Origin of the sequence: Pseudomonas knackmussii B13, assembly GCF_000689415.1 — a bacterium.
Taxonomy (GTDB): Bacteria; Pseudomonadota; Gammaproteobacteria; order Pseudomonadales; family Pseudomonadaceae; genus Pseudomonas; species Pseudomonas knackmussii.
In genome coordinates this window covers 5,467,044-5,486,041 of the sequence record NZ_HG322950.1, presented here as the reverse complement: position 1 = coordinate 5,486,041, position 18,998 = coordinate 5,467,044, and the positions used below count along the sequence as shown (strand labels likewise).

Here is an 18,998-nt window from a genome sequence, read left to right as displayed (position 1 = left end):
GTGCGCGGTTTCGGTTTGCTGGAGTTGCTGCTGGCCCTGGCGATCCTCGGCATCCTCGCGAGCATTGCCATCCCCAATTACCAGGCGCACGTGCTGCGGGCGAACCGCGTGGAGGGGCGGGCGCTGCTCATGGACGCGGCGGCGCGCCAGGAGCGCTACTTCGCGCAGAACCACCGCTTCGTGCGAGTCAGCGGGCAGATCGACCTGCTGGGCCTGGATGCGCTTTCACGCAGTGGCCTCTACCGCCTGGAGGTGAGTGCCGGCGACGGGGCCGACGGCGGCTTCCGGCTGGTCGCCGTGGCCCTGCGCCGGGACCCGGAATGCCCGGCGCTGACGCTCAATGCGCTGGGCGACCGGGGCCCGGACGTACGCTGCTGGCGTTAGGTCGGCGTGCGGTCGACCCACTTGGGTGCGGCCAGCGGTTGCCAGGCTTCGAGGGCGTCCAGCAGTTCGGCTGGGGTGGCGCCGCGCTGCAGCATGCCGCGGTGTTGCGGGCGCACGAAGCGCTCGTCCACCAGGTGGTCGAGGAAGGTCAGCAGCGGTTCGTAGAAACCGTTCACTTCGAGCAGGCCCAGGGGCTTTGCGTGGTAGCCGAGCTGGCCCCAGGTCCAGACCTCGAAGAGTTCTTCCAGGGTGCCCAGGCCGCCGGGGAGGGCGACGAAGGCGTCGGCCAGCTCCGCCATGCGCGCCTTGCGGGCGTGCATGCCATCCACCACTTCCAGGCGGGTCAGGCTTTTGTGACCGATCTCGGCGTCCTGCAGGCTCTGCGGAATGATGCCGATCACTTCACCGCCGGCAGCCAGGGCAGCGTCGGCGACCATGCCCATCAGGCCCACTGCACCGCCGCCGTAGACCAGGCGCAAGCCGCGCTCGGCGAGATGTCGACCAAGGTTTTCCGCGGCTTCGCGGTAGATGGGACTGGCACCGGGGCTGGCGCCGCAGAACACGCAGACGGAACGCAGGGTCATCGCTTGGAACTCCGTGACGGACAACGAACCGCCAAGGTTACCGGCTGACGCGGGACGGACCAAGCCTGCGGCCGATCAGCCGCCGCAGGCGCCATGCGCGTAGCTGGCAAATAGTTGCTGAAATATTGTATACAGTGTTGTATCCGATTTATTGCGCATGGCTTTGCTCCCGGTCGATGGCGTGGGGCTATGCTGGACGGGGCGTGCTGTTTTGCCTCGTTGATCCTTCGGATCGGTCTGATAGAAATCAGCCATGGCACAACACTGGCACTCGTTGCCGCCGTTTTGACCTGGATCAGCAGCCGGCCTTTGCGTTTCGGGCAGCCTGCTGCTCCGGTTTCCCGCCCAACCTGCCTAGGAGGCTCCCATGTTCCGCCAACTCGCCGCCGTTTCCCTGCTCGCCCTGTTCAGCGCTCCGCTGCTGGCCGCCGAATGCTCCGTCGACATCCAGGGCACCGACCAGATGCAGTTCAGCACCAACGCCATCAGCGTGGACAAGAGCTGCAAGACCTTCACCGTCAACCTGTCCCACCCCGGCGCCCTGGCCAAGAACGTCATGGGCCACAACTGGGTGCTGACCACCGCCGCCGACATGCAGGGCGTGGTAGGCGACGGCATGGCCGCCGGCCTGGACAAGAACTACCTGAAGGACGGCGATACCCGCGTGATCGCCCACACCAAGATCATCGGTGCCGGCGAGAAGGATTCGGTCACCTTCGACGTCTCCAAGCTCAAGGCAGACGAGCAGTACACGTTCTTCTGCAGCTTCCCCGGCCATTCCGCGATGATGAAGGGCACCCTGACCCTGAAGTGATTTCGTCGCCCAACTGAAAAGCCCGGCCTTGCGCCGGGCTTTTTCGTTCTACCTTTTCCCTTGAGCGCGTCCGCCCCGCCTGGGCGGGTGCCGGGGGGAATCATGTATCACGGTGAACGCTTCAACGCCTGGACCCACCTTGTCGGCGCCCTGCTGGCGCTGGCCGGCGGCACTTGGCTGGTGGTGACCAGCAGTCTGCTGGGCGACGCCCTGAAGATCGTCGGGGTGTCGGTCTACAGTGGCACGCTCCTGCTGCTCTACAGCATCTCCACCGCGTACCACAGCGTGCGCGGGCGGGCCAAAGCTGTGCTGCGCAAGCTCGACCACCTGTCGATCTACCTGCTGATCGCCGGCAGCTACACGCCGTTCTGCCTGGTCAGCCTGAAGGGTGCCTGGGGCTGGACGCTGTTCGGCATCGTCTGGGGACTGGCAGTCTTCGGCATGCTGCAGGAAATCAAGCCGCGCTCCGAGGCGCGGGTGCTGTCCATCGTCATCTACGCGGTGATGGGCTGGATAGTGCTGATCGCCCTGGGGCCCTTGCACCGTGCCCTGGGTGATGCCGGAGTGGCTTGGCTGGTGGCCGGCGGGGCGAGCTACACCATCGGCATCCTGTTCTTCGCCTACGACGAGCGCTTCCGCCACTGGCATGGCATCTGGCACTTGTTCGTCATCGCCGGCAGCCTGCTGCACTTCGTGGCGGTGTGGCTGTACGTGCTGCCTGCGCGCGTCGCCTGACGGCAGAGCTTCAACCCTGTAGGAGCGGATCTCATCCGCGAATCGTGCCGCTGCTTTCGGCTATCGCGGACAAGGTCCGCTCCTACAAGGTCAGGAGCGGAGCGGTCGACCTTACGGCGCCTTCGGCAACTGGCGCTTGTGGTGGGTCTTCTCGTAGGTGCGCTTGATGATCTCGAACGCCTCCGGGCTGACCGGCTTGCCGTGCAGGAAGGCGTCGATCTCCTTGTAGGTCACGCCGTGGGCGTGCTCGTCCGGCTTGCCGGGAGCGAGGTCCTCGAGGTCGGCGGTCGGCACTTTCTCCACCAGGAATTCCGGCGCGCCCAGGGTGCGGGCGATGGTGCGCACCTGGTGCTTCACCAGGCCGGTCAGCGGGGCGATGTCGCAGGCGCCGTCGCCGAACTTGGTGAAAAAGCCCATCACCGCTTCGGCGCCATGGTCGGTGCCGACCACCAGGCCCTGGCGGGCGTTGGCGATGGTGTACTGGGCGACCATGCGGATGCGCGCCTTGGTGTTGCCCAGGGCGAAGTCGGCGGTGGCCGGCGCCAGGCCGTCGAGGGCGCGGATCTCCGCGGCCAGGGCCTTCACCGACGGGCCGATGTTCACGGTATGGCGCTCGTCCGGGTTGATGCAGTCCACCGAGGCCTGGGCGTCGGCTTCGTCGCCCTGCACGTTGTACGGCAGGCGCACGGCGATGAAGCGGTAGCTTTCGTCGCCAGTCTCGGCACGCAGGCCCTCAACGGCGCGTTGGCAGAGCATGCCGGCGGTGAGCGAGTCGACGCCGCCGCTGATGCCCAGCACCAGGGTCTTGGTGCCCGATTCGCGCAGGCTGTCCTGGATGAAGCGGATGCGGCGCTGGATTTCCGCCTGCACGGCCTGCTCGCCCTCGAAGGGCGGCTGCACGTTGAGGTCTTTGGCGATGGCGTCTTGGATGGCTTTCATGGGATTCCTCGATCCGGCTGTGGACAGGTCGGCGCCTGTCGGATGCGGAAAAAATACCAGCCTCGGGCGCGCCGGGCGATGCCCGGGGCTGGTGTCATTCGGTTTTGCCGAGGCGTTCGCCGATCCATTCGACGAATGCGCGCACCTTGGGCACCGCGGCGGCATGCTCGGGGTAGGCCAGGTAGTAGGCGCTGCGGCTTTCCAGGGCATGCGGCCAGGCGATGGCCAGCTTGCCTTCCTGCAATTCTTCTTCCACCAGGAAGCGCGGCAGCAGGGCCACGCCACAGCCGGCCTGCGCTGCACGGATGCACATGTAGAAGGTATCGAAGCGCGGCCCGTGGAAGCTGTGTTCGCTGCGTCGGTCGAGGCTGGCGAACCACTCGTGCCAGGCCTCCGGGCGGGTGGCGTTCTGCAGCAGCACCAGGCCGTCGAGCTGCAGCGGGTCGGTCAGCGGCTGCGGCGGCAGGATCGAGGGGGCGCACACCGGCACCATTTCCTCGCCGAACAGGCGCACGCACTCGGCGCCGGGCAGGGTGCCGGGACCGAAGAAAAACGCCAGGTCGCAGCGCGATTGCAGCAGATCGACCGGCTCCAGCTCCTGGCGCAGGTCCAGGTGGATGTTCGGATGGCGGTGGCGCCAGCCGTTGAGCTGCGGCACCAGCCAGCGCGCACCGAAAGTGGGCGGGGTGGAGACGCGCAGCACCTCGGTCTCGCCGCCGTAGGACAGCAGGTACTGGGTCGACAGCTCGACCTGGCTGAGGATCTTGCGCACCTCCTGCAGGTACAGCTCGCCCGCCGGCGTCAGCTGCAGGCGCCGGCGCACGCGGCGGAACAGCAGGTGCTGGAGCATCTCTTCGAGCTGCGCCACCTGCTTGCTCACCGCGCTCTGGGTCAGCGCCAGTTCCTCCGAGGCGCGGGTGAAGCTCAGGTGCCGCGCCACGGCTTCGAAGCACTGCAGGGCGGTCATGGAGGGGAGGTGGCGTTTGTTCAGCATGGTGGCGAGTCGATCCGGACGGCGCTGTGCGAAGGGCCCGGCCCATCCTCGGGCCGTGGCATGAATTTACGGAATGATGTGCAGAGGAAACGTCGTTTGTTGGCTGTTGGCAAGCCAGTTATTACTGCTTTCATTCCAATGGCTTATCCGCAAGGACCAGGAGAGACGATGATTTCCGCACTGCTCGCGAAACTGGGAGTCGATTCCCAGGCCTACACCAACGGCGACCACGTGATCCACAGCCCCATCGACGGCAGCCGCCTGGGCGCGGTGCGCCTGGAGAGCGCCGCCGAAGTCGAGCAGAAGATCGGCCGCGCTGCCCAGGCCTTCGTCGCCTGGCGTGCCGTGCCGGCGCCGCGTCGCGGCGAGCTGGTGCGCCTGTTCGGCGAAGAGCTGCGCGCGCACAAGGCCGAGCTCGGCGAACTGGTGTCCTGGGAAGCCGGCAAGATCACCCAGGAAGGCCTGGGCGAAGTGCAGGAAATGATCGACATCTGCGACTTCGCCGTCGGCCTGTCGCGCCAGCTCTACGGCCTGACCATCGCCTCCGAGCGCCCGGGCCACCACATGCGCGAAACCTGGCAGCCGCTGGGCGTGGTCGGCGTGATCAGCGCCTTCAACTTCCCGGTCGCCGTGTGGGCGTGGAACACCACGCTGGCGCTGGTCTGCGGCGACACCGTGGTGTGGAAACCCTCCGAGAAGACTCCGCTCACCGCGCTGGCCTGCCAGGCGCTGTTCGAAAAGGCCATCGCCCGCTTCGGCGATGCCCCGGCGTACCTGAGCCAGGTGGTGATCGGTGATCGCGCCGCCGGCGAAGCCCTGGTGGACGATCCTCGCGTCGCCCTGGTCAGCGCCACCGGCAGCACCCGCATGGGCCGCGAAGTGGGCCCGCGCGTTGCCGCGCGCTTCGCCCGCAGCATCCTCGAACTGGGCGGCAACAACGCCATGATCCTGGCCCCGAGCGCCGACCTCGACATGGCCGTGCGCGCCATCCTGTTCAGCGCCGTCGGCACCGCCGGCCAGCGTTGCACCACCCTGCGCCGGCTGATTGCCCACGAGTCGGTGAAGGACGAGATCGTCGCCCGCCTGAAGGCTGCCTACTCGAAAGTCCGCATCGGCCATCCTCTACAGGGCAACCTGGTCGGTCCGCTGATCGACGAGCACAGCTTCCTCGCCATGCAGGGTGCGCTTGAGCAGGCCCGCGGCGAAGGCGGCGTGGTCTTTGGTGGCGAGCGCCAGCTGCAGAACGAATTCCCCAACGCCTTCTACGTCTCCCCGGCCATCGTCGAGATGCCCGAGCAGAGCGACGTGGTGCGTCACGAGACCTTCGCGCCGATCCTCTACGTGATCCCCTACAAGGACTTCGACGAGGCGGTGGCGCTGAACAATGCCGTGCCCCAGGGCCTGTCTTCCTGTGTGTTCACCACTGACGTGCGCGAGGCGGAAGGCTTCATGTCGGCGATCGGCAGCGACTGCGGCATCGCCAACGTCAACATCGGCCCGAGCGGCGCGGAAATCGGCGGCGCTTTCGGCGGCGAGAAGGAAACCGGCGGCGGCCGTGAATCCGGCTCCGACGCCTGGAAGGCCTACATGCGCCGGCAGACCAACACCGTGAACTGGTCGCGGGAGTTGCCGCTGGCCCAGGGCATAGTGTTCGATTGAGGCTGTCTGCTGGGTTCCCGCGTTCGCCGGATTGGCGGTGGAGGGCTCCGGCCCTCCCGTGTCATCCCCGCGAACGCGGGGACCCAATGGCAACACCGCAGTACCGAGTCATTCACAAGATTCACGAATAAGGATCGCTGGATGTCGCTTCGCCAAGAGTGTCTGTGGGAATACCTGACCCCCGAGCGGCCGGATGCACCGGCGCTTCAAGGGGAACGCAAGGCCGATGTCTGTGTGATCGGTGCCGGCTTCACCGGCCTTTCGGCGGCGCTGCATCTGTTGGAAGAGGGCCAGCGCGTGTGCGTGCTGGAGGCTCATCGCACCGGCAATGGCGGCGCCGGGCGCAACGTCGGGCTGGTCAACGCCGGCCTGTGGATTCCGCCGGACGAGATCGAGGCCGGTCTGGGCGCGGACGTCGGCGGGCGCCTCAACCGCATGCTGGGCGCGGCTCCTTCGCTGGTCTTCTCGCTGATCGACAAGTACGGCATCCAGTGCCAGGCGCGCAACGAAGGCACCCTGCACATGGCGCACAACCAGCGCGGCCTGGACGACCTGCGCAGCCGCTGCGAACAGTGGCAGCGGCGCGGCGCCCCCGGCGAACTGCTGACCGGCGCGGCCTGTGCCGAAGCCTGTGGCACCGAGAAAATCGCCGGCGCATTGCTCGACCGCCGTGCCGGCACCGTCAACCCGATGGCCTACGTCAGCGGCCTGGCCCGCGCCGTGGTCGGCATGGGTGGCGAGCTCTATCACCATTCGGCGGTCACCGCCCTGCACAAGGAAGGCGACGCCTGGCGCGTGCGCACCGACGCCGGCAGCGTGCTGGCGCAGAAGGTGGTGATCGCCTCCAGCGCCTACACCGAAGGCGAGTGGACGCAGCTGCGCCGCACTTTCTTCCCCGGTTACTACTACCAGGTCGCCTCGCGTCCGCTGGAAGGCGCCGAGGCTGATCGAATCCTGCCCGGCGGCCAGGGTTCCTGGGACACCCGCCAGGTGCTCAGCAGCATCCGTCGCGACGCCGATGGCCGCCTGCTGCTCGGCAGCCTGGGCAAGGGCACCGGCAAGCCGGCCTGGTTCCTCAAGAGCTGGGCCGATCGCATCCAGCAGCATTACTTCCCCCGGCTGGGCAAGGTGGACTGGGAGTTCACCTGGACCGGCTGCATCGACTTCACCCCCGACCACCTGATGCGCCTGTTCGAGCCGGCGCCGGGGCTGCTCGCCATGAGCGGCTACAACGGTCGCGGCGTGACCACGGGCACCGTGGTAGGCAAGGCCTTCGCCGATTTCCTGTTGCGCGGCGACAGCAATGCCCTGCCCATGCCGCTGCGTCCCCTCGAGGAAATATCCGCGGTGGGCCTACGCAGTTGTCTGTACGAAGCGGGCTTCTCGCTTTATCACGCCGGCCAGTGCCTGCGCGTGGTGATCTGAGGAAGCGGCTCCAGGGACGGAGCTCGCCCGGCTCCGTCCGCCATCCATCTGACCCGTTCTGCACTATGGTCTAGCCTTTTTGGTGCGTTACCGTCCCAGGCGCGCACCGCGAATGTGCAGTTCGGTTACAGCGATGGTTACTTCTCGGGTTGCGCCTGTCGCTGCCGATTTTCGTCGGCGTGCAGGGTGGCTGGTTGCGCCTCGCAAATGGATGGGTTGCACCTTTCTATCTGTGGGGTTGCACGCGGTAGAGGCCGTTATCTATCAGCTCTGTTTGGTTTTGCTGTAGGACTTTGCCAATAACAAAAACGAATGGCACGCGGCTTGCTGTTGGCTAATCGCCAACATCTGGTGTTTCGCGCGTCATCACAAAAACCTCAGGAGCAAAACTCCATGTCGCAGAAGATTTTCAGAAAAGGCTTTCTGGCTCTGGCGGTAACCGCCGCAATGGGCATGACTTCTCTCGCCGAAGCCGACGTCGTGATCGGCGTTGCCGGCCCGCACACCGGGGCCAACGCTTCCTTCGGCGAGCAGTACTGGCGCGGGGCGTCCCAGGCCGCCGAGGACATCAACGCAGCCGGCGGCATCAACGGTGAGAAGATCAAGCTGGTCAAGGCCGACGACGCCTGCGAACCCAAGCAGGCCGTAGCCGTGGCCAACCGCCTGGTAGACGAGGACAAGGCAGTCGCCGTGGTCGGCCACTTCTGCTCCTCCTCGACCATTCCCGCCTCCGAGGTCTATGACGAGGCCGGCATCATCGCCATGACCCCCGGCTCGACCAACCCGGCCGTGACCGAGCGCGGACTGGCCAACATGTTCCGTATGTGCGGCCGTGACGACCAGCAGGGCATCGTCGCCGGCGACTACATCGTCGACGTGCTGAAGGCCAAGAAGGTCGCGGTCATCCACGACAAGGACACCTACGGCCAGGGCCTGGCCGACGCCACCAAGGCGCAGCTGAACAAGCGCGGCGTGAAGGAAGTCCTCTATGAAGGCCTGACCCGTGGCGAGAAAGACTTCAACGCCCTGGTCACCAAGATCCGCGCCTCGGGCGCCGAGGTCGTCTACTTCGGCGGCCTGCACCCGGAAGCAGGTCCCCTGGTTCGCCAAATGCGCGAGCAGGGCCTGACCGCCAAGTTCATGTCCGACGACGGCATCGTCACCGACGAACTGGTCACCACCGCCGGCGGCCCGCAATACGTCAAGGGCGTGCTGATGACCTTCGGCGCCGACCCGCGCCTGATCCCGGACGGCAAGAGCGTGGTGGAGAAATTCCGCGCCAACGGCTTCGAGCCCGAAGGCTACACCCTCTACGCCTATAAGCCCTGGCCGCCGGCTTCAACGGCGCGGGCAAGACCGATCCGGCCGCCGCTTCCAAGTGGCTGAAATCGCATCCGGTGCAAACCGTGATGGGCAAGAAAGAGTGGGACATGAAGGGCGACCTGAAGGTCTCCGACTATGTCGTCTACGAGTGGGACGACAAGGGCAAGTACCACCAGCTGGACGCCTTCAAGAAGTGATCGCGGCCTGACGCACCGCCTGCCGGCGCCGCCACGAGCGGCGCCGGCATCTCCGCAGGTCGACCTCGCGAGGTGACGGTCACGAGCCGTGTCGCCGGCGTCCGGTCAGCCTTTTCCTGCCCCGCTTGCGTGAGTACCCAATAGTGGACGGTATCTTCCTTCAGCAAATGATCAACGGGCTGACCCTCGGGTCGGTCTACGGCCTGATCGCCATCGGCTACACCATGGTTTACGGGATCATCGGCATGATCAACTTCGCCCACGGCGAGGTGTACATGGTCTCGGCCTACCTTTCCGCGATCGGCCTGGCCGTGCTGGCCTTCTTCGGCGTGCAGTCCTTCCCGCTGCTGATCCTCGGCACTCTGGCCTTCACCATCTTCGTTACCGGCGTGTATGGCTGGGCTATCGAACGCATCGCCTACAAGCCGCTGCGCAACTCCACCCGCCTGGCCCCGCTGATCTCGGCCATCGGCATGTCGCTGATCCTGCAGAACTACGTGCAGCTCTCCCAGGGCCCGCGCCAGCAGGGCGTGCCGACGCTGCTCGAGGGCGCGATCAAGTTCCATGTCGGTGAAGGCTGGGTCCAGCTGACCTACACCAAGCTGTTCATCCTGATCGCGTCCTTCGTCGGCATGGCCGTGCTGACCTACGTGATCCAGCACACCAAGCTCGGCCGCATGTGCCGCGCCACCCAGCAGGATCGCAAGATGGCCTCGATCCTCGGCATCAACACCGACCGGGTGATCTCCTACGTGTTCGTGATCGGTGCGTCCATGGCCGCCCTGGCCGGTGTGCTGATCACCATGAACTACGGCACCTTCGACTTCTATGCCGGCTTCGTCATCGGCATCAAGGCGTTCACCGCCGCGGTGCTCGGCGGCATCGGCTCGCTGCCCGGCGCCATGCTCGGCGGCCTCATCCTCGGCGTCGCCGAGGCGCAGTTCTCCGGCATGGTGAACACCGACTACAAGGACGTGTTCGCCTTCGGCCTGCTGGTGACCATCCTGATCTTCCGACCGCAAGGACTCCTGGGCCGTCCCCAGGTGACGAAGGTGTGAGCATGACTTCCGCAACTGCCTCCGCTCCGCGCCTCGACCTGAAAAAGAGCGTGCTGGACGCCGTCCTCGCCGGCCTGGTCGCGCTCATCGTCTTCGGCCCCATCGTCGGCATCGTCCTCGACGGCTACAGCTTCAACCTGCAACCCCAGCGCCTGGCCATGATGGTCGGCGCCGTGATGCTTGGCCGCCTGCTGCTCAGCCTGTACCTGCAGACCCCAGCCGGCCAACGCGGGCTGGAGCGCTTCGAGGGTTCGGACTCCGGCATCAGCGTGCTGCCGCCCGGCTACAAGACCCGCCTGCGCTGGATCGTCCCGCTGCTGGTGGTGGCCGCGGTGATCATGCCGTTCTTCGCCACCAAGTACCTGCTCACCGTGGTCATCCTCGGCCTGATCTACGTGCTGCTCGGTCTGGGCCTGAACATCGTGGTCGGCCTCGCCGGTCTGCTCGACCTCGGCTACGTGGCCTTCTACGCCATCGGCGCCTACGGCCTGGCGCTGGGCTACCAGTACCTGGGCCTGGGCTTCTGGACCATGCTTCCGCTGGCCGCCGTGATGGCTGCCGTCGCTGGTGCGCTGCTGGGCTTCCCGGTGCTGCGCATGCACGGTGACTACCTGGCCATCGTGACCCTCGGCTTCGGCGAGATCATCCGCCTGATCCTCAACAACTGGCTGTCCTTCACCGGCGGCCCGAACGGCATGCCGGTGCCCTCGCCGACCTTCTTCGGCCTGGAATTCGGTCGCCGGGCGAAGGAGGGCGGCACGCCAATCCACGAGTTCCTCGGCATCGATTACAACCAGAACCTCAAGTTCATCTTCATCTACGCCGTGCTCTTCCTGGTCGTGCTGCTGGTGCTCTACATCAAGCACCGCCTGGTGCGCATGCCGGTCGGCCGCGCCTGGGAAGCGCTGCGCGAAGATGAGATCGCCTGCCGCTCGCTGGGCTTGAACCACGTGCTGGTGAAGCTCTCGGCGTTCATGCTCGGCGCTTCCACCGCGGGCCTGGCCGGGGTGTTCTTCGCCAGCTACCAGGGCTTCGTCAACCCGTCCTCGTTCACCTTCTTCGAGTCGGCGCTGATCCTCGCCATCGTGGTGCTGGGCGGCATGGGTTCGACGGTCGGCGTGGTGCTCGCGGCCTTCGTGCTGACCGTGACGCCTGAGCTGCTGCGCAGCTTCGCCGACTACCGCGTGCTGCTGTTCGGCATCCTCATGGTGCTGATGATGATCTGGCGTCCGCGCGGGCTGATCCGCATCAACCGCCGCGGCTTCGCCGTACGCAAGGGGGTGGCGCCATGAGCGACAAGATCCTCAGTGTCGAGCACCTGATGATGCACTTCGGCGGCATCAAGGCGCTGAACGACGTCAACCTGGATGTGGAGCGCGGTTCGATCACCGCGCTGATCGGCCCCAACGGCGCCGGCAAGACCACCGTGTTCAACTGCCTGACCGGCTTCTACAAGGCCACCGGCGGCAAGATCCTGCTCAACACCCAGGGCTCGCCGACCGACGTGATCAAGGTGCTCGGCCAGCCGTTCGAGGGCGGCGACTTCGTAAATCCGGCGAAATTCGCCAACCGCCTGTACTACAAGATGTTCGGCGGCACCCACCTGGTGAACCGCGCAGGCCTGGCGCGTACCTTCCAGAACATCCGCCTGTTCCGCGACATGTCGGTGGTGGAGAACCTGCTGGTCGCGCAGCACATGTACGCCAACCGCAACCTCATCTCCGGCATCCTCAACACCCCCGGCTACCGCCGCGCGGAAAGCGAGGCGCTGGACCACGCCTTCTACTGGCTGGAGGTGGTCGACCTGGTGGACTGCGCCAACCGCCTGGCCGGCGAGATGTCCTACGGCCAGCAGCGCCGCCTGGAGATCGCCCGCGCCATGTGCACGCGCCCCGAGCTGATCTGCCTGGACGAACCGGCCGCCGGCCTCAACCCGGCCGAGACCCAGGCGCTGAGCCGCATCGTTCGTTACCTGCGCGATCACCACGGGATCACCGTGCTGCTCATCGAGCACGACATGGGCATGGTCATGAACATTTCCGACCACATCATCGTGCTCGACCACGGCGACGTGATCGCCCGTGGCCTGCCGGCAGAAATTCGCAGCAACGAGAAGGTTATCGCCGCCTACCTGGGCGCAGACGAAGAGGAGCTCGCATGACGGCGCCCATTCTGGAATTCCGTGATGTGGATGTGTTCTACGGGCCGATCCAGGCGCTGAAGAAGGTTTCCCTGACCGTCAACGAAGGCGAGACGGTGGCGCTGATCGGCGCCAACGGCGCCGGCAAGTCCACCCTGCTGATGTCGATCTTCGGCCAGCCGCGCGCGGCAGCCGGGCAGATCCTCTACCGCGGCGAGGACATCGCCAAGCGCTCTGCGCACTACGTGGCCTCCAACGGCATCGCGCAGTCGCCGGAAGGGCGCCGGGTGTTCCCCGACATGTCGGTGGAGGAAAACCTGCTGATGGGCACCATCCCCATCGGCATCGACCACGTGCAGGAAGACATGGAGCGCATGTTCGACCTCTTCCCGCGCCTGAAGGAGCGGCGCAACCAGCGCGCCATGACCATGTCCGGCGGCGAGCAGCAGATGCTCGCCATCGCCCGCGCGCTGATGAGCCGGCCCAAGGTGCTGCTGCTCGACGAACCCTCGCTGGGCCTCGCGCCCATCGTGGTCAAGCAGATCTTCCAGATCCTCCGCGAACTGGCGCAGAGCGGCATGACCCTGTTCCTCGTCGAGCAGAACGCCAACCACGCGCTCAAGCTGTCCGACCGCGGCTACGTGATGGTCAACGGCGAGATTCGCCTGACCGGCACCGGCGCCGAACTGCTCGGCAACCAGGACGTGCGCAACGCCTACCTGGGCGGGCACTGACGCGATAGTCGCTGGGTTCCCGCGTTCGCGGGAATGACGGTTTGGGGGGGCTCGGCATCCCTGGACCGTCTTCCCCGCGCACGCGGGGACCCAGTGAACCAGCCTTCACCGGAGTCCCCATGCAAGACGTTCGTTTCCTCACCAACGCCGACGTCGCCGCACGCCTGGCTTATCCACAACTGATCGAAGCGCTGCGCGAGGGCCTGGCCGGCCCCTGCGAGGCGCCAGTGCGCGGCTGCCACAACCTGCCGGACAACGCCTCGCTGCTGACCATGCCGGTGTGGCGGCCGGGACAGGACATCGGCGTGAAGCTGGTCACCGTGTTCCCCGGCAACGGCGCGCGCAACTTGCCGGCGGTAGCCGCGCTGTTCTGCCTGTTCGACGGCGAGAACGGCCGTCCGCTGGCGCTGCTCGAAGCCTCCGAACTGACCGCGCGGCGCACCGCCAGCACCTCGGCGCTGGCCGCCGACTACCTGGCGCGGCGCGATGCCCAGCGCCTGCTGATCGTTGGTAGCGGCACCCTGGCGGCGCATATGGTCCGCGCCCACAGCGTGGTGCGCAGTTACACCGATATCGCCATCTGGGGCCGGCAAGCGGAGAAGGTCGCCGCGCTGGTCGAACGCCTGAACGCCGAAGGCTACCCGGTGCGTGCCTGCACCGACCTCGCCGAAGGCGTAGCCCAGGCCGATACCGTCAGCTGCGTGACCACCTCGCGCGAGCCGATAGTGCGCGGCGAATGGCTGCGCCCCGGCACGCACCTCGACCTGGTCGGCGCCTTCCTGCCGAGCATGCGCGAGACCGACAGCGAAGCGGTGCGCCGTGCGCGCATCGTCGTCGACACCCGCGAAGGTGCGCTGGAGGAGGCGGGCGACCTGCTGATTCCGCTGGCCGAAGGGGTGATCGCCGCGTCGGCTATCCACACCCAGCTCAGCGACCTGTTGCAGGGCCAGGGCGGGCGCCGCGACGGCGAGGAGATCACCCTGTTCAAATCGGTCGGCTACGCCCTGGAAGACCTGATCGCCGCACGCCTGCTGGTGGAGCAGAACGGCTGAGGCGGTTGTCCAGAGAAACGCTGGACAAGATTGTGGATAACGCTGGGGCAGCTTCCCGCAAGGCCCGCCCCAGCAGCCTCCCAGCACCCTGCCGGTTTTTTCGCCAACTCCAGAAATTCCCTGGATATACAAACAGTTAGCTTGCACCGGTGGGGCTGCCGGCAGGTCCCCGGCTTGTCCACGGAAGCTGTTGGAATAACTGTGGACAAGCTCGGGACAGACTGCCCCGCGCCAGGCACCGCGCGGCCTGCGGCGGGTTGAGCGGTTTCTGTCCGATACCCGCCCTTGCTTGGCTACGTATCGGTTTATCCCCGGTGGCTGTTGAGCAGCCTGTGGAAAACGTGGGGGAAGACCGCTCCGGCCCCCGCCCTGCGGGGCCTCGCCGGGACTGGCTGATTTCTGCTCAGGTGGGGCTGCAGGCCGCACAATGCCTGATCCGGCATCGTGGATGCCGAGCACCGATCAAGTTGCAGCAAAGGGTGAAGAAGCTGTGGAAAACCCTGTGCAGAAACTGGGGGAGAATGCTGCTGGCGCCCAGCCTTGATGGCGCCGGCAACTGTGCGGGTTGCGTATCGCTTTTCTGTAGCGCTCCTGGTACGAGGCGGGCTGTTATCCTCGGGGGCCGACAGACCACCCGCGAGCCAGGCCGCACCTGGCCCAGAAGAGGAATTGCCCATGACCTCCAGCGTATTCATCACCGGCGCCACGTCCGGTTTCGGCGAAGCCTGCGCCCGCCGCTTCGCCCGCGAAGGCTGGTCGCTGATCATCAGCGGCCGTCGCGAGGATCGCCTGCAGGCGCTGGCCAAGGAGCTTTCGAGCCAGACCGAGGTGCTGCCGATCGTCCTCGACGTGCGCGATCGCGCCGCCGTGACCCGCGCCGTCGACAACCTGCCCGCCAAATTCGACAAGCTGACCGCGCTGATCAACAACGCAGGCCTCGCCCTGGGCGCGGACCCGGCGCAGAACTGCGACCTGGACGACTGGGACACCATGGTCGACACCAACATCAAGGGCCTGATGTATTGCACCCGCCTGCTGCTGCCGCGCCTGATCGCCCAGGGCCGCGGGGCGAGCATCCTCAACCTCGGCTCGGTGGCCGGCCAGTGGCCCTATCCCGGTAGCCACGTCTATGGCGCGACCAAGGCCTTCGTCGAGCAGTTCTCGCTGAGCCTGCGCTGCGACCTGCAAGGCACCGGCGTGCGCGTCAGCAACATCGAGCCAGGCCTGTGCGAGAGCGAGTTCTCCCTGGTGCGCTTCGGCGGCGACCAGGCGCGCTACGACAAGACCTACGCCGGCGCGGAAGCGCTGCAGCCGGAAGACATCGCCGAAACCATCTGGTGGATGATCAACCAGCCCGCGCACATCAACATCAACAGCCTGGAGATCATGCCGGTGAGCCAGGCCTGGGCCGGGTTCTCGGTGCATCGGAAGGAGTGATGCGGGGAAGCGGCGGTGCATAACCCCCACGGGGTTATGCACCCTACATGGGAGTCGATGTGCTCCCGTGGAATGCCGTTTTTTCGTAGGGCGAATAACCGCGAAGCGGTTATCCGCCATTGCCGATCATCAACCCGCCAGCAACCACACCCCGGCACCCGCCGAAGCCAGCCCGGCGATGCGCACCAGCGGCGCAGCGGCCTGCGGCAATACGCGAACCAGCGCATAACCCGCCGCATGCAGCGCGGCAGTCGCACCTACGAATCCAGCGGCATAGGTCCAGGGGCTCGACAGCTCCGGCAACTCCAGACCGTGCGCGATGCCGTGGGCCAGGGCGAACAGCGCGGTCACGCCCATCGCCAGCGGCAGCGGCGGACGCACCGCCCAGCGCCACGCACAGGCCCAGGGCGAGGACCGAAGCAGCGATGCCGGTTTCGATGAAGGGCAGTTGCACGCCGTCGAAGCCGAGCAGCCCTCCCAGCAACATCGTGCCGACGAAAGTGCAAGGCAGCGCCAGGCGCGCCGCGCCTTTCTGCTGTGCAGCCCAGAGCCCGACGGCGAACATCGCCAGCAGGTGGTCGAGGCCTGTCAGCGGGTGCAGCACGCCGGCTGCCAGGCCGTTGTCGCCGTGCCCGGGGTGAGCGAAGGCGATGGCCGGGGTGAGGAACAGCGCCAGGGCGTAGAGGCTTTTGCGCAGGGACATGTGGGACTCCTTGGTGATCTTGTTCGTACCCAGTAGAAGAAATGTCAGGCCGCCGTCAGCAGCCCCTGCCGTTCGATAAAGGCGATGATCTCGTCCAGCCCCAGGCCGGTCTTCTGGTTGCTGAACACGAAGGGGCGCTCGCCGCGCATCTTCCTGGCGTCGTGCTCCATCACTTCGAGGGACGCGCCCACCAGCGGCGCCAGGTCGATCTTGTTGATCACCAGCAGGTCGGACTTGCAGATGCCCGGCCCGCCCTTGCGCGGGATCTTGTCGCCGGCGGAAACGTCGATCACGTACAACGTCAGGTCCGACAGCTCCGGGCTGAAGGTGGCCGAGAGGTTGTCGCCGCCGGACTCCACCAGGATCAGCTCCAGGCCCGGGAAGCGGCGGTTGAGCTGGTCGACCGCTTCCAGGTTGATCGAGGCGTCTTCGCGGATCGCCGTGTGCGGGCAGCCGCCGGTTTCCACGCCGATGATCCGCTCCGGGTCGAGCGCCTCGTTGCGCACCAGGAACTGCGCGTCTTCCTGGGTGTAGATGTCGTTGGTCACCACCGCGAGGTTGTAGCGGTTGCGCAGGGCTCGGCACAGGGCGAGGGTCAGGGCGGTCTTGCCGGAGCCCACCGGGCCGCCGATGCCGACGCGCAGGGGTTGGGAGTTCATGGGCATTTCTCCTAGGAACGGAACAGACGGCTGTATTGCGATTCATGGGCCATGCTCGCCAGCGCCAGGCCGAAGGGCGCACTGCCGGGCGCCTCCTCGGCCAGCGCGGACGAGCAGGCCCGGTCTAGTTCGGGGAGCAGGCGCGAGGTGAGCTTCTGCGCGGCCAACTGGCCCAGCGGCAGCGCCTTCATCAGCACCGCGAGCTGGTTCTCCAGCCAGCTCCACAGCCAGGCGCCGAGGGCTTGCTCCACGCTCAGCCCCCACGCCCGAGCAGCTAGGGCCCAGGTGGCGGTCAGCGAAGGTTCGGATTGGGCGGCGAGCCAGGTGCGCGCGGCGTCATCCAACTCCGGCAGGGCGTCCAGCAGTTGCGCCAGGGAGAAGCCCATCTGCCGGCTCTCCTGGGCCAGCTCGCGGGTTTCGCGGCTGGCGCGATGGCGCTCGGCGGCGTCGGAAAGGGCGCTCCAGTCGGAGGCCAGCGCGGCGCGCAGCAGCTCCGCCAGCAAGGGGCCTTCGAAGCGGGCGAGGTTCAGGTGCAACTGATCGGCGAGCCAGGCGAAGGCGCTGTCGGCGTCCTTCACCAGGCCATGCTCCAGCGCCGCTTCCAGGCCTTGCGAATAGCTGTAACCGCCGATGGGCAGCTGCGGGCTGGCCAGGCGCAGCAGGCTCCAGAAGCCGGCTGCGATCACTTGCGTACTCCGAACTGGTGCAGCTTCGGCGCGTAGTTGAACTCCGCTTCGCCGTGGTGCGAATGGTGATGGCCGCCGCCGTAGGCGCCGTGCTCGGGCTGGAAGGGCGCCTCGATGCTTTCCACCGTGGCGCCGAGCTGGTCGAGCATGGCCTTGAGCACGTAATCGTCGAGCAACCGCAGCCAGCCTTCGCCGACCTGCAGGGCGACGTGGCGGTTGCCCAGGTGATAGGCCGCACGGTTCAGCTCGCGCGGGTTGGCGCAGGTCACATGCATCAACTGTTCGGGTGCCGCGCACACGCGCACCGCGCGGCCGTCGTTGGCCAGCAGGAAGTCGCCATCGGCAAGCGGCGGCTGGCCGCGTTCGAGGAACAGGCCGACATCCTCGCCGTCGCGGCTGAAGCAGCGCAGGCGGCTTTTGCTGCGGGCTTCGTAGTTCAGGTGCAGTTCGGCGTCCCAGCGCTCGCGGGGTTCTGTGCGTTGGTGGATGACCAGCATGGCGGTGTCCGTAGGCAGGCAATGGCGTAGCTACAGCAAGGGCCTTGCCAGGCTGCTCGCGACCAGCAATCACGGGCTGTCCGAACGATCAGGAATGGTGCGGGTGCGCGCTACTGGTGCGCACGCAAATGGTGCGCACCGTTCGGGGGCGTGAAGGGGTTCGGATTCGATTTCTCCTGCGTCATCCCCGCGAACGCGGGGACCCAGAGCACTGGGTAGGAGCGGATCTCATCCGCGAAAATCCCTGCGCCGATATCCCGTGTAGGAGCGCGCCATGCGCGCGATTCGCGGACAAGGTCCGCTCCTACAGGGCCGCGCGGCTTACCCGCGCGGGTCGATGCCCAGCCAGTGCTTCGCGCCGATCATGATGAAGCGCAGCTGCTGGGTGACCTTGGCTTCCGGAGTCAGGTGTGCCGGCAGCGTGTCGTGCGGCGGGTCGATCAGCTCGGGGAGGGTGGCGAACACCGTCTTCACCACCAGGTCGGCGATCACGTCGAGGTCCGCCGTCTTCAGGTGCGGCAGCTTGTTGAGCAGCGCGAGATCGGCGGCGAGGTCGTCGGTGATGCGCTGGCGCAGGGTGCCGATGGCCTGGCGGATCACCAGCGAGCCGCCGTACTGCTCGCGGGCGAGGAACAGGAACTGGGTGCGGTTGGCGGTGACTGCGTCGAGGAAGATGCGCACCGAGGCCTCGATCACCCCGCCCATCTCGAACTCGTTGTGGCGTACCACGCGCAGGGTCTGGCGGAAGGTCTCGTCGACGTCGGCGACCAGCGCCAGGCCCAGCGCGTCCATGTCGGCGAAGTGCCGGTAGAAGCCTGCCGGAACGATGCCGGCGGCGCGCGCCACCTCGCGCAGGCTCAGGGCGCTGAAACCGCGGCCGCTGTCCATCAGGCCGCGCGCGGCGTCCATCAGGGCCTGGCGGGTCTGCAGTTTCTGTTCGGCGCGGGGAGAGGACATGGAGGCTTCCGTGGCGGGGGC

Annotated in this window: 19 protein-coding genes and 2 pseudogenes; 12 read left to right on the top strand and 9 right to left on the bottom strand. The window is 66.7% G+C overall.

Annotated features, from left to right (window positions below; genetic code table 11):
* Positions 1 to 384, top strand: coding sequence for a type IV pilin protein (locus PKB_RS25750; RefSeq protein WP_236658336.1), 384 nt, complete (start codon positions 1 to 3; stop codon positions 382 to 384).
* On the opposite strand, the gene PKB_RS25745 is transcribed toward PKB_RS25750, so the two are convergent.
* On the bottom strand, positions 381 to 968 hold the full coding sequence (locus PKB_RS25745) for an LOG family protein (RefSeq protein WP_043255708.1): 588 nt from the start codon (positions 966 to 968) through the stop codon (positions 381 to 383). The two genes, PKB_RS25750 and PKB_RS25745, sit on opposite strands and share 4 nt — an antisense overlap.
* Positions 969 to 1,043: 75 nt before the next feature.
* Entirely contained in the window at positions 1,044 to 1,223 is a 180-nt protein-coding gene (locus PKB_RS29760) for a hypothetical protein (protein ID WP_156958082.1), read from the bottom strand.
* A gap of 112 nt (positions 1,224 to 1,335) precedes the next feature.
* Between PKB_RS29760 and azu the strand changes: the two genes are divergently transcribed.
* Both azu and trhA read left to right on the top strand, forming a co-directional pair.
* Positions 1,336 to 1,782, top strand: a complete 447-nt coding sequence (gene azu, locus PKB_RS25740; RefSeq protein ID WP_043255707.1) for an azurin — start codon at positions 1,336 to 1,338, stop codon at positions 1,780 to 1,782.
* A gap of 102 nt (positions 1,783 to 1,884) precedes the next feature.
* Positions 1,885 to 2,517 (top strand): PAQR family membrane homeostasis protein TrhA, encoded by a 633-nt coding sequence (gene trhA / locus PKB_RS25735; RefSeq protein WP_043255705.1) that lies wholly within the window; start codon positions 1,885 to 1,887, stop codon positions 2,515 to 2,517.
* Between the two features lie 111 nt (positions 2,518 to 2,628).
* On the opposite strand, the gene nadE is transcribed toward trhA, so the two are convergent.
* Positions 2,629 to 3,456, bottom strand: a complete 828-nt coding sequence (gene nadE / locus PKB_RS25730; RefSeq protein ID WP_043255703.1) for an ammonia-dependent NAD(+) synthetase — start codon at positions 3,454 to 3,456, stop codon at positions 2,629 to 2,631.
* A gap of 94 nt (positions 3,457 to 3,550) precedes the next feature.
* A complete protein-coding gene (locus PKB_RS25725; protein WP_043255700.1) occupies positions 3,551 to 4,450 on the bottom strand; it encodes a LysR family transcriptional regulator in 900 nt (299 codons plus the stop codon).
* 168 nt (positions 4,451 to 4,618) lie between these two features.
* Here PKB_RS25725 and amaB point away from each other — a divergent pair, with 168 nt between their 5' ends.
* The 9 genes and pseudogenes from amaB to PKB_RS25680 all read left to right on the top strand — a co-directional run bounded on the left by amaB (position 4,619) and on the right by PKB_RS25680 (position 15,475).
* Complete coding sequence (amaB, locus tag PKB_RS25720; protein WP_043255698.1) at positions 4,619 to 6,109, top strand: L-piperidine-6-carboxylate dehydrogenase; 1,491 nt, start codon at positions 4,619 to 4,621, stop codon at positions 6,107 to 6,109.
* A gap of 141 nt (positions 6,110 to 6,250) precedes the next feature.
* Entirely contained in the window at positions 6,251 to 7,534 is a 1,284-nt protein-coding gene (gene amaA, locus PKB_RS25715) for an L-pipecolate oxidase (RefSeq protein ID WP_043255696.1), read from the top strand.
* 393 nt (positions 7,535 to 7,927) lie between these two features.
* Positions 7,928 to 9,054: pseudogene (locus PKB_RS25710) on the top strand (branched-chain amino acid ABC transporter substrate-binding protein).
* Between the two features lie 143 nt (positions 9,055 to 9,197).
* Positions 9,198 to 10,112, top strand: a complete 915-nt coding sequence (locus PKB_RS25705) for an ABC transporter permease subunit (protein ID WP_043255695.1) — start codon at positions 9,198 to 9,200, stop codon at positions 10,110 to 10,112.
* 2 nt (positions 10,113 to 10,114) lie between these two features.
* On the top strand, positions 10,115 to 11,404 hold the full coding sequence (gene livM, locus PKB_RS25700) for a high-affinity branched-chain amino acid ABC transporter permease LivM (RefSeq protein WP_043255693.1): 1,290 nt from the start codon (positions 10,115 to 10,117) through the stop codon (positions 11,402 to 11,404).
* On the top strand, positions 11,401 to 12,273 hold the full coding sequence (locus PKB_RS25695) for an ATP-binding cassette domain-containing protein (protein ID WP_043255691.1): 873 nt from the start codon (positions 11,401 to 11,403) through the stop codon (positions 12,271 to 12,273). Before livM ends, PKB_RS25695 begins: the two co-directional genes overlap by 4 nt.
* On the top strand, positions 12,270 to 12,986 hold the full coding sequence (locus PKB_RS25690) for an ABC transporter ATP-binding protein (RefSeq protein ID WP_043255689.1): 717 nt from the start codon (positions 12,270 to 12,272) through the stop codon (positions 12,984 to 12,986). Before PKB_RS25695 ends, PKB_RS25690 begins: the two co-directional genes overlap by 4 nt.
* 119 nt (positions 12,987 to 13,105) lie before the next feature.
* On the top strand, positions 13,106 to 14,038 hold the full coding sequence (gene lhpI, locus PKB_RS25685) for a bifunctional Delta(1)-pyrroline-2-carboxylate/Delta(1)-piperideine-2-carboxylate reductase (protein WP_043255688.1): 933 nt from the start codon (positions 13,106 to 13,108) through the stop codon (positions 14,036 to 14,038).
* Positions 14,039 to 14,713: 675 nt separating this feature from the next.
* Positions 14,714 to 15,475 carry an SDR family oxidoreductase gene (locus tag PKB_RS25680; RefSeq protein ID WP_043255686.1) on the top strand — a complete coding sequence of 254 codons (762 nt, stop codon included), beginning with the start codon at positions 14,714 to 14,716 and terminating at the stop codon, positions 15,473 to 15,475.
* A gap of 129 nt (positions 15,476 to 15,604) precedes the next feature.
* Here PKB_RS25680 and PKB_RS25675 read toward each other — a convergent pair.
* The 5 genes and pseudogenes from PKB_RS25675 to PKB_RS25655 all read right to left on the bottom strand — a co-directional run bounded on the left by PKB_RS25675 (position 15,605) and on the right by PKB_RS25655 (position 18,977).
* A pseudogene (locus PKB_RS25675) lies at positions 15,605 to 16,178 on the bottom strand (HupE/UreJ family protein).
* A gap of 44 nt (positions 16,179 to 16,222) precedes the next feature.
* Positions 16,223 to 16,837, bottom strand: a complete 615-nt coding sequence (gene ureG, locus PKB_RS25670; RefSeq protein ID WP_043255684.1) for an urease accessory protein UreG — start codon at positions 16,835 to 16,837, stop codon at positions 16,223 to 16,225.
* Positions 16,838 to 16,848: 11 nt separating this feature from the next.
* The gene (locus tag PKB_RS25665; RefSeq protein ID WP_043257802.1) at positions 16,849 to 17,520 is read right to left on the bottom strand and encodes an urease accessory protein UreF; all 672 of its coding nucleotides are present in this window, start codon (positions 17,518 to 17,520) and stop codon (positions 16,849 to 16,851) included.
* On the bottom strand, positions 17,520 to 18,020 hold the full coding sequence (ureE, locus tag PKB_RS25660) for an urease accessory protein UreE (RefSeq protein ID WP_043255683.1): 501 nt from the start codon (positions 18,018 to 18,020) through the stop codon (positions 17,520 to 17,522). Before ureE ends, PKB_RS25665 begins: the two co-directional genes overlap by 1 nt.
* 321 nt (positions 18,021 to 18,341) lie before the next feature.
* The gene (locus PKB_RS25655; protein WP_043255681.1) at positions 18,342 to 18,977 is read right to left on the bottom strand and encodes a TetR family transcriptional regulator; all 636 of its coding nucleotides are present in this window, start codon (positions 18,975 to 18,977) and stop codon (positions 18,342 to 18,344) included.
* Between the last annotated feature and the right edge of the window lie 21 nt (positions 18,978 to 18,998).

Bases quoted from the DNA above. Each gene is read 5' to 3' on its own strand.
- PKB_RS25745 (WP_043255708.1), bottom strand. From the start codon at position 968: ATGACCCTGCGTTCCGTCTGCGTGTTCTGCGGCGCCAGCCCCGGTGCC.
- PKB_RS29760 (WP_156958082.1), bottom strand. From the start codon at position 1,223: ATGGCTGATTTCTATCAGACCGATCCGAAGGATCAACGAGGCAAAACA.
- azu (WP_043255707.1), top strand. From the start codon at position 1,336: ATGTTCCGCCAACTCGCCGCCGTTTCCCTGCTCGCCCTGTTCAGCGCT.
- trhA (WP_043255705.1), top strand. From the start codon at position 1,885: ATGTATCACGGTGAACGCTTCAACGCCTGGACCCACCTTGTCGGCGCC.
- nadE (WP_043255703.1), bottom strand. From the start codon at position 3,456: ATGAAAGCCATCCAAGACGCCATCGCCAAAGACCTCAACGTGCAGCCG.
- PKB_RS25725 (WP_043255700.1), bottom strand. From the start codon at position 4,450: ATGCTGAACAAACGCCACCTCCCCTCCATGACCGCCCTGCAGTGCTTC.
- amaB (WP_043255698.1), top strand. From the start codon at position 4,619: ATGATTTCCGCACTGCTCGCGAAACTGGGAGTCGATTCCCAGGCCTAC.
- amaA (WP_043255696.1), top strand. From the start codon at position 6,251: ATGTCGCTTCGCCAAGAGTGTCTGTGGGAATACCTGACCCCCGAGCGG.
- livM (WP_043255693.1), top strand. From the start codon at position 10,115: ATGACTTCCGCAACTGCCTCCGCTCCGCGCCTCGACCTGAAAAAGAGC.
- PKB_RS25695 (WP_043255691.1), top strand. From the start codon at position 11,401: ATGAGCGACAAGATCCTCAGTGTCGAGCACCTGATGATGCACTTCGGC.
- PKB_RS25690 (WP_043255689.1), top strand. From the start codon at position 12,270: ATGACGGCGCCCATTCTGGAATTCCGTGATGTGGATGTGTTCTACGGG.
- lhpI (WP_043255688.1), top strand. From the start codon at position 13,106: ATGCAAGACGTTCGTTTCCTCACCAACGCCGACGTCGCCGCACGCCTG.
- PKB_RS25680 (WP_043255686.1), top strand. From the start codon at position 14,714: ATGACCTCCAGCGTATTCATCACCGGCGCCACGTCCGGTTTCGGCGAA.
- ureG (WP_043255684.1), bottom strand. From the start codon at position 16,837: ATGAACTCCCAACCCCTGCGCGTCGGCATCGGCGGCCCGGTGGGCTCC.
- ureE (WP_043255683.1), bottom strand. From the start codon at position 18,020: ATGCTGGTCATCCACCAACGCACAGAACCCCGCGAGCGCTGGGACGCC.
- PKB_RS25655 (WP_043255681.1), bottom strand. From the start codon at position 18,977: ATGTCCTCTCCCCGCGCCGAACAGAAACTGCAGACCCGCCAGGCCCTG.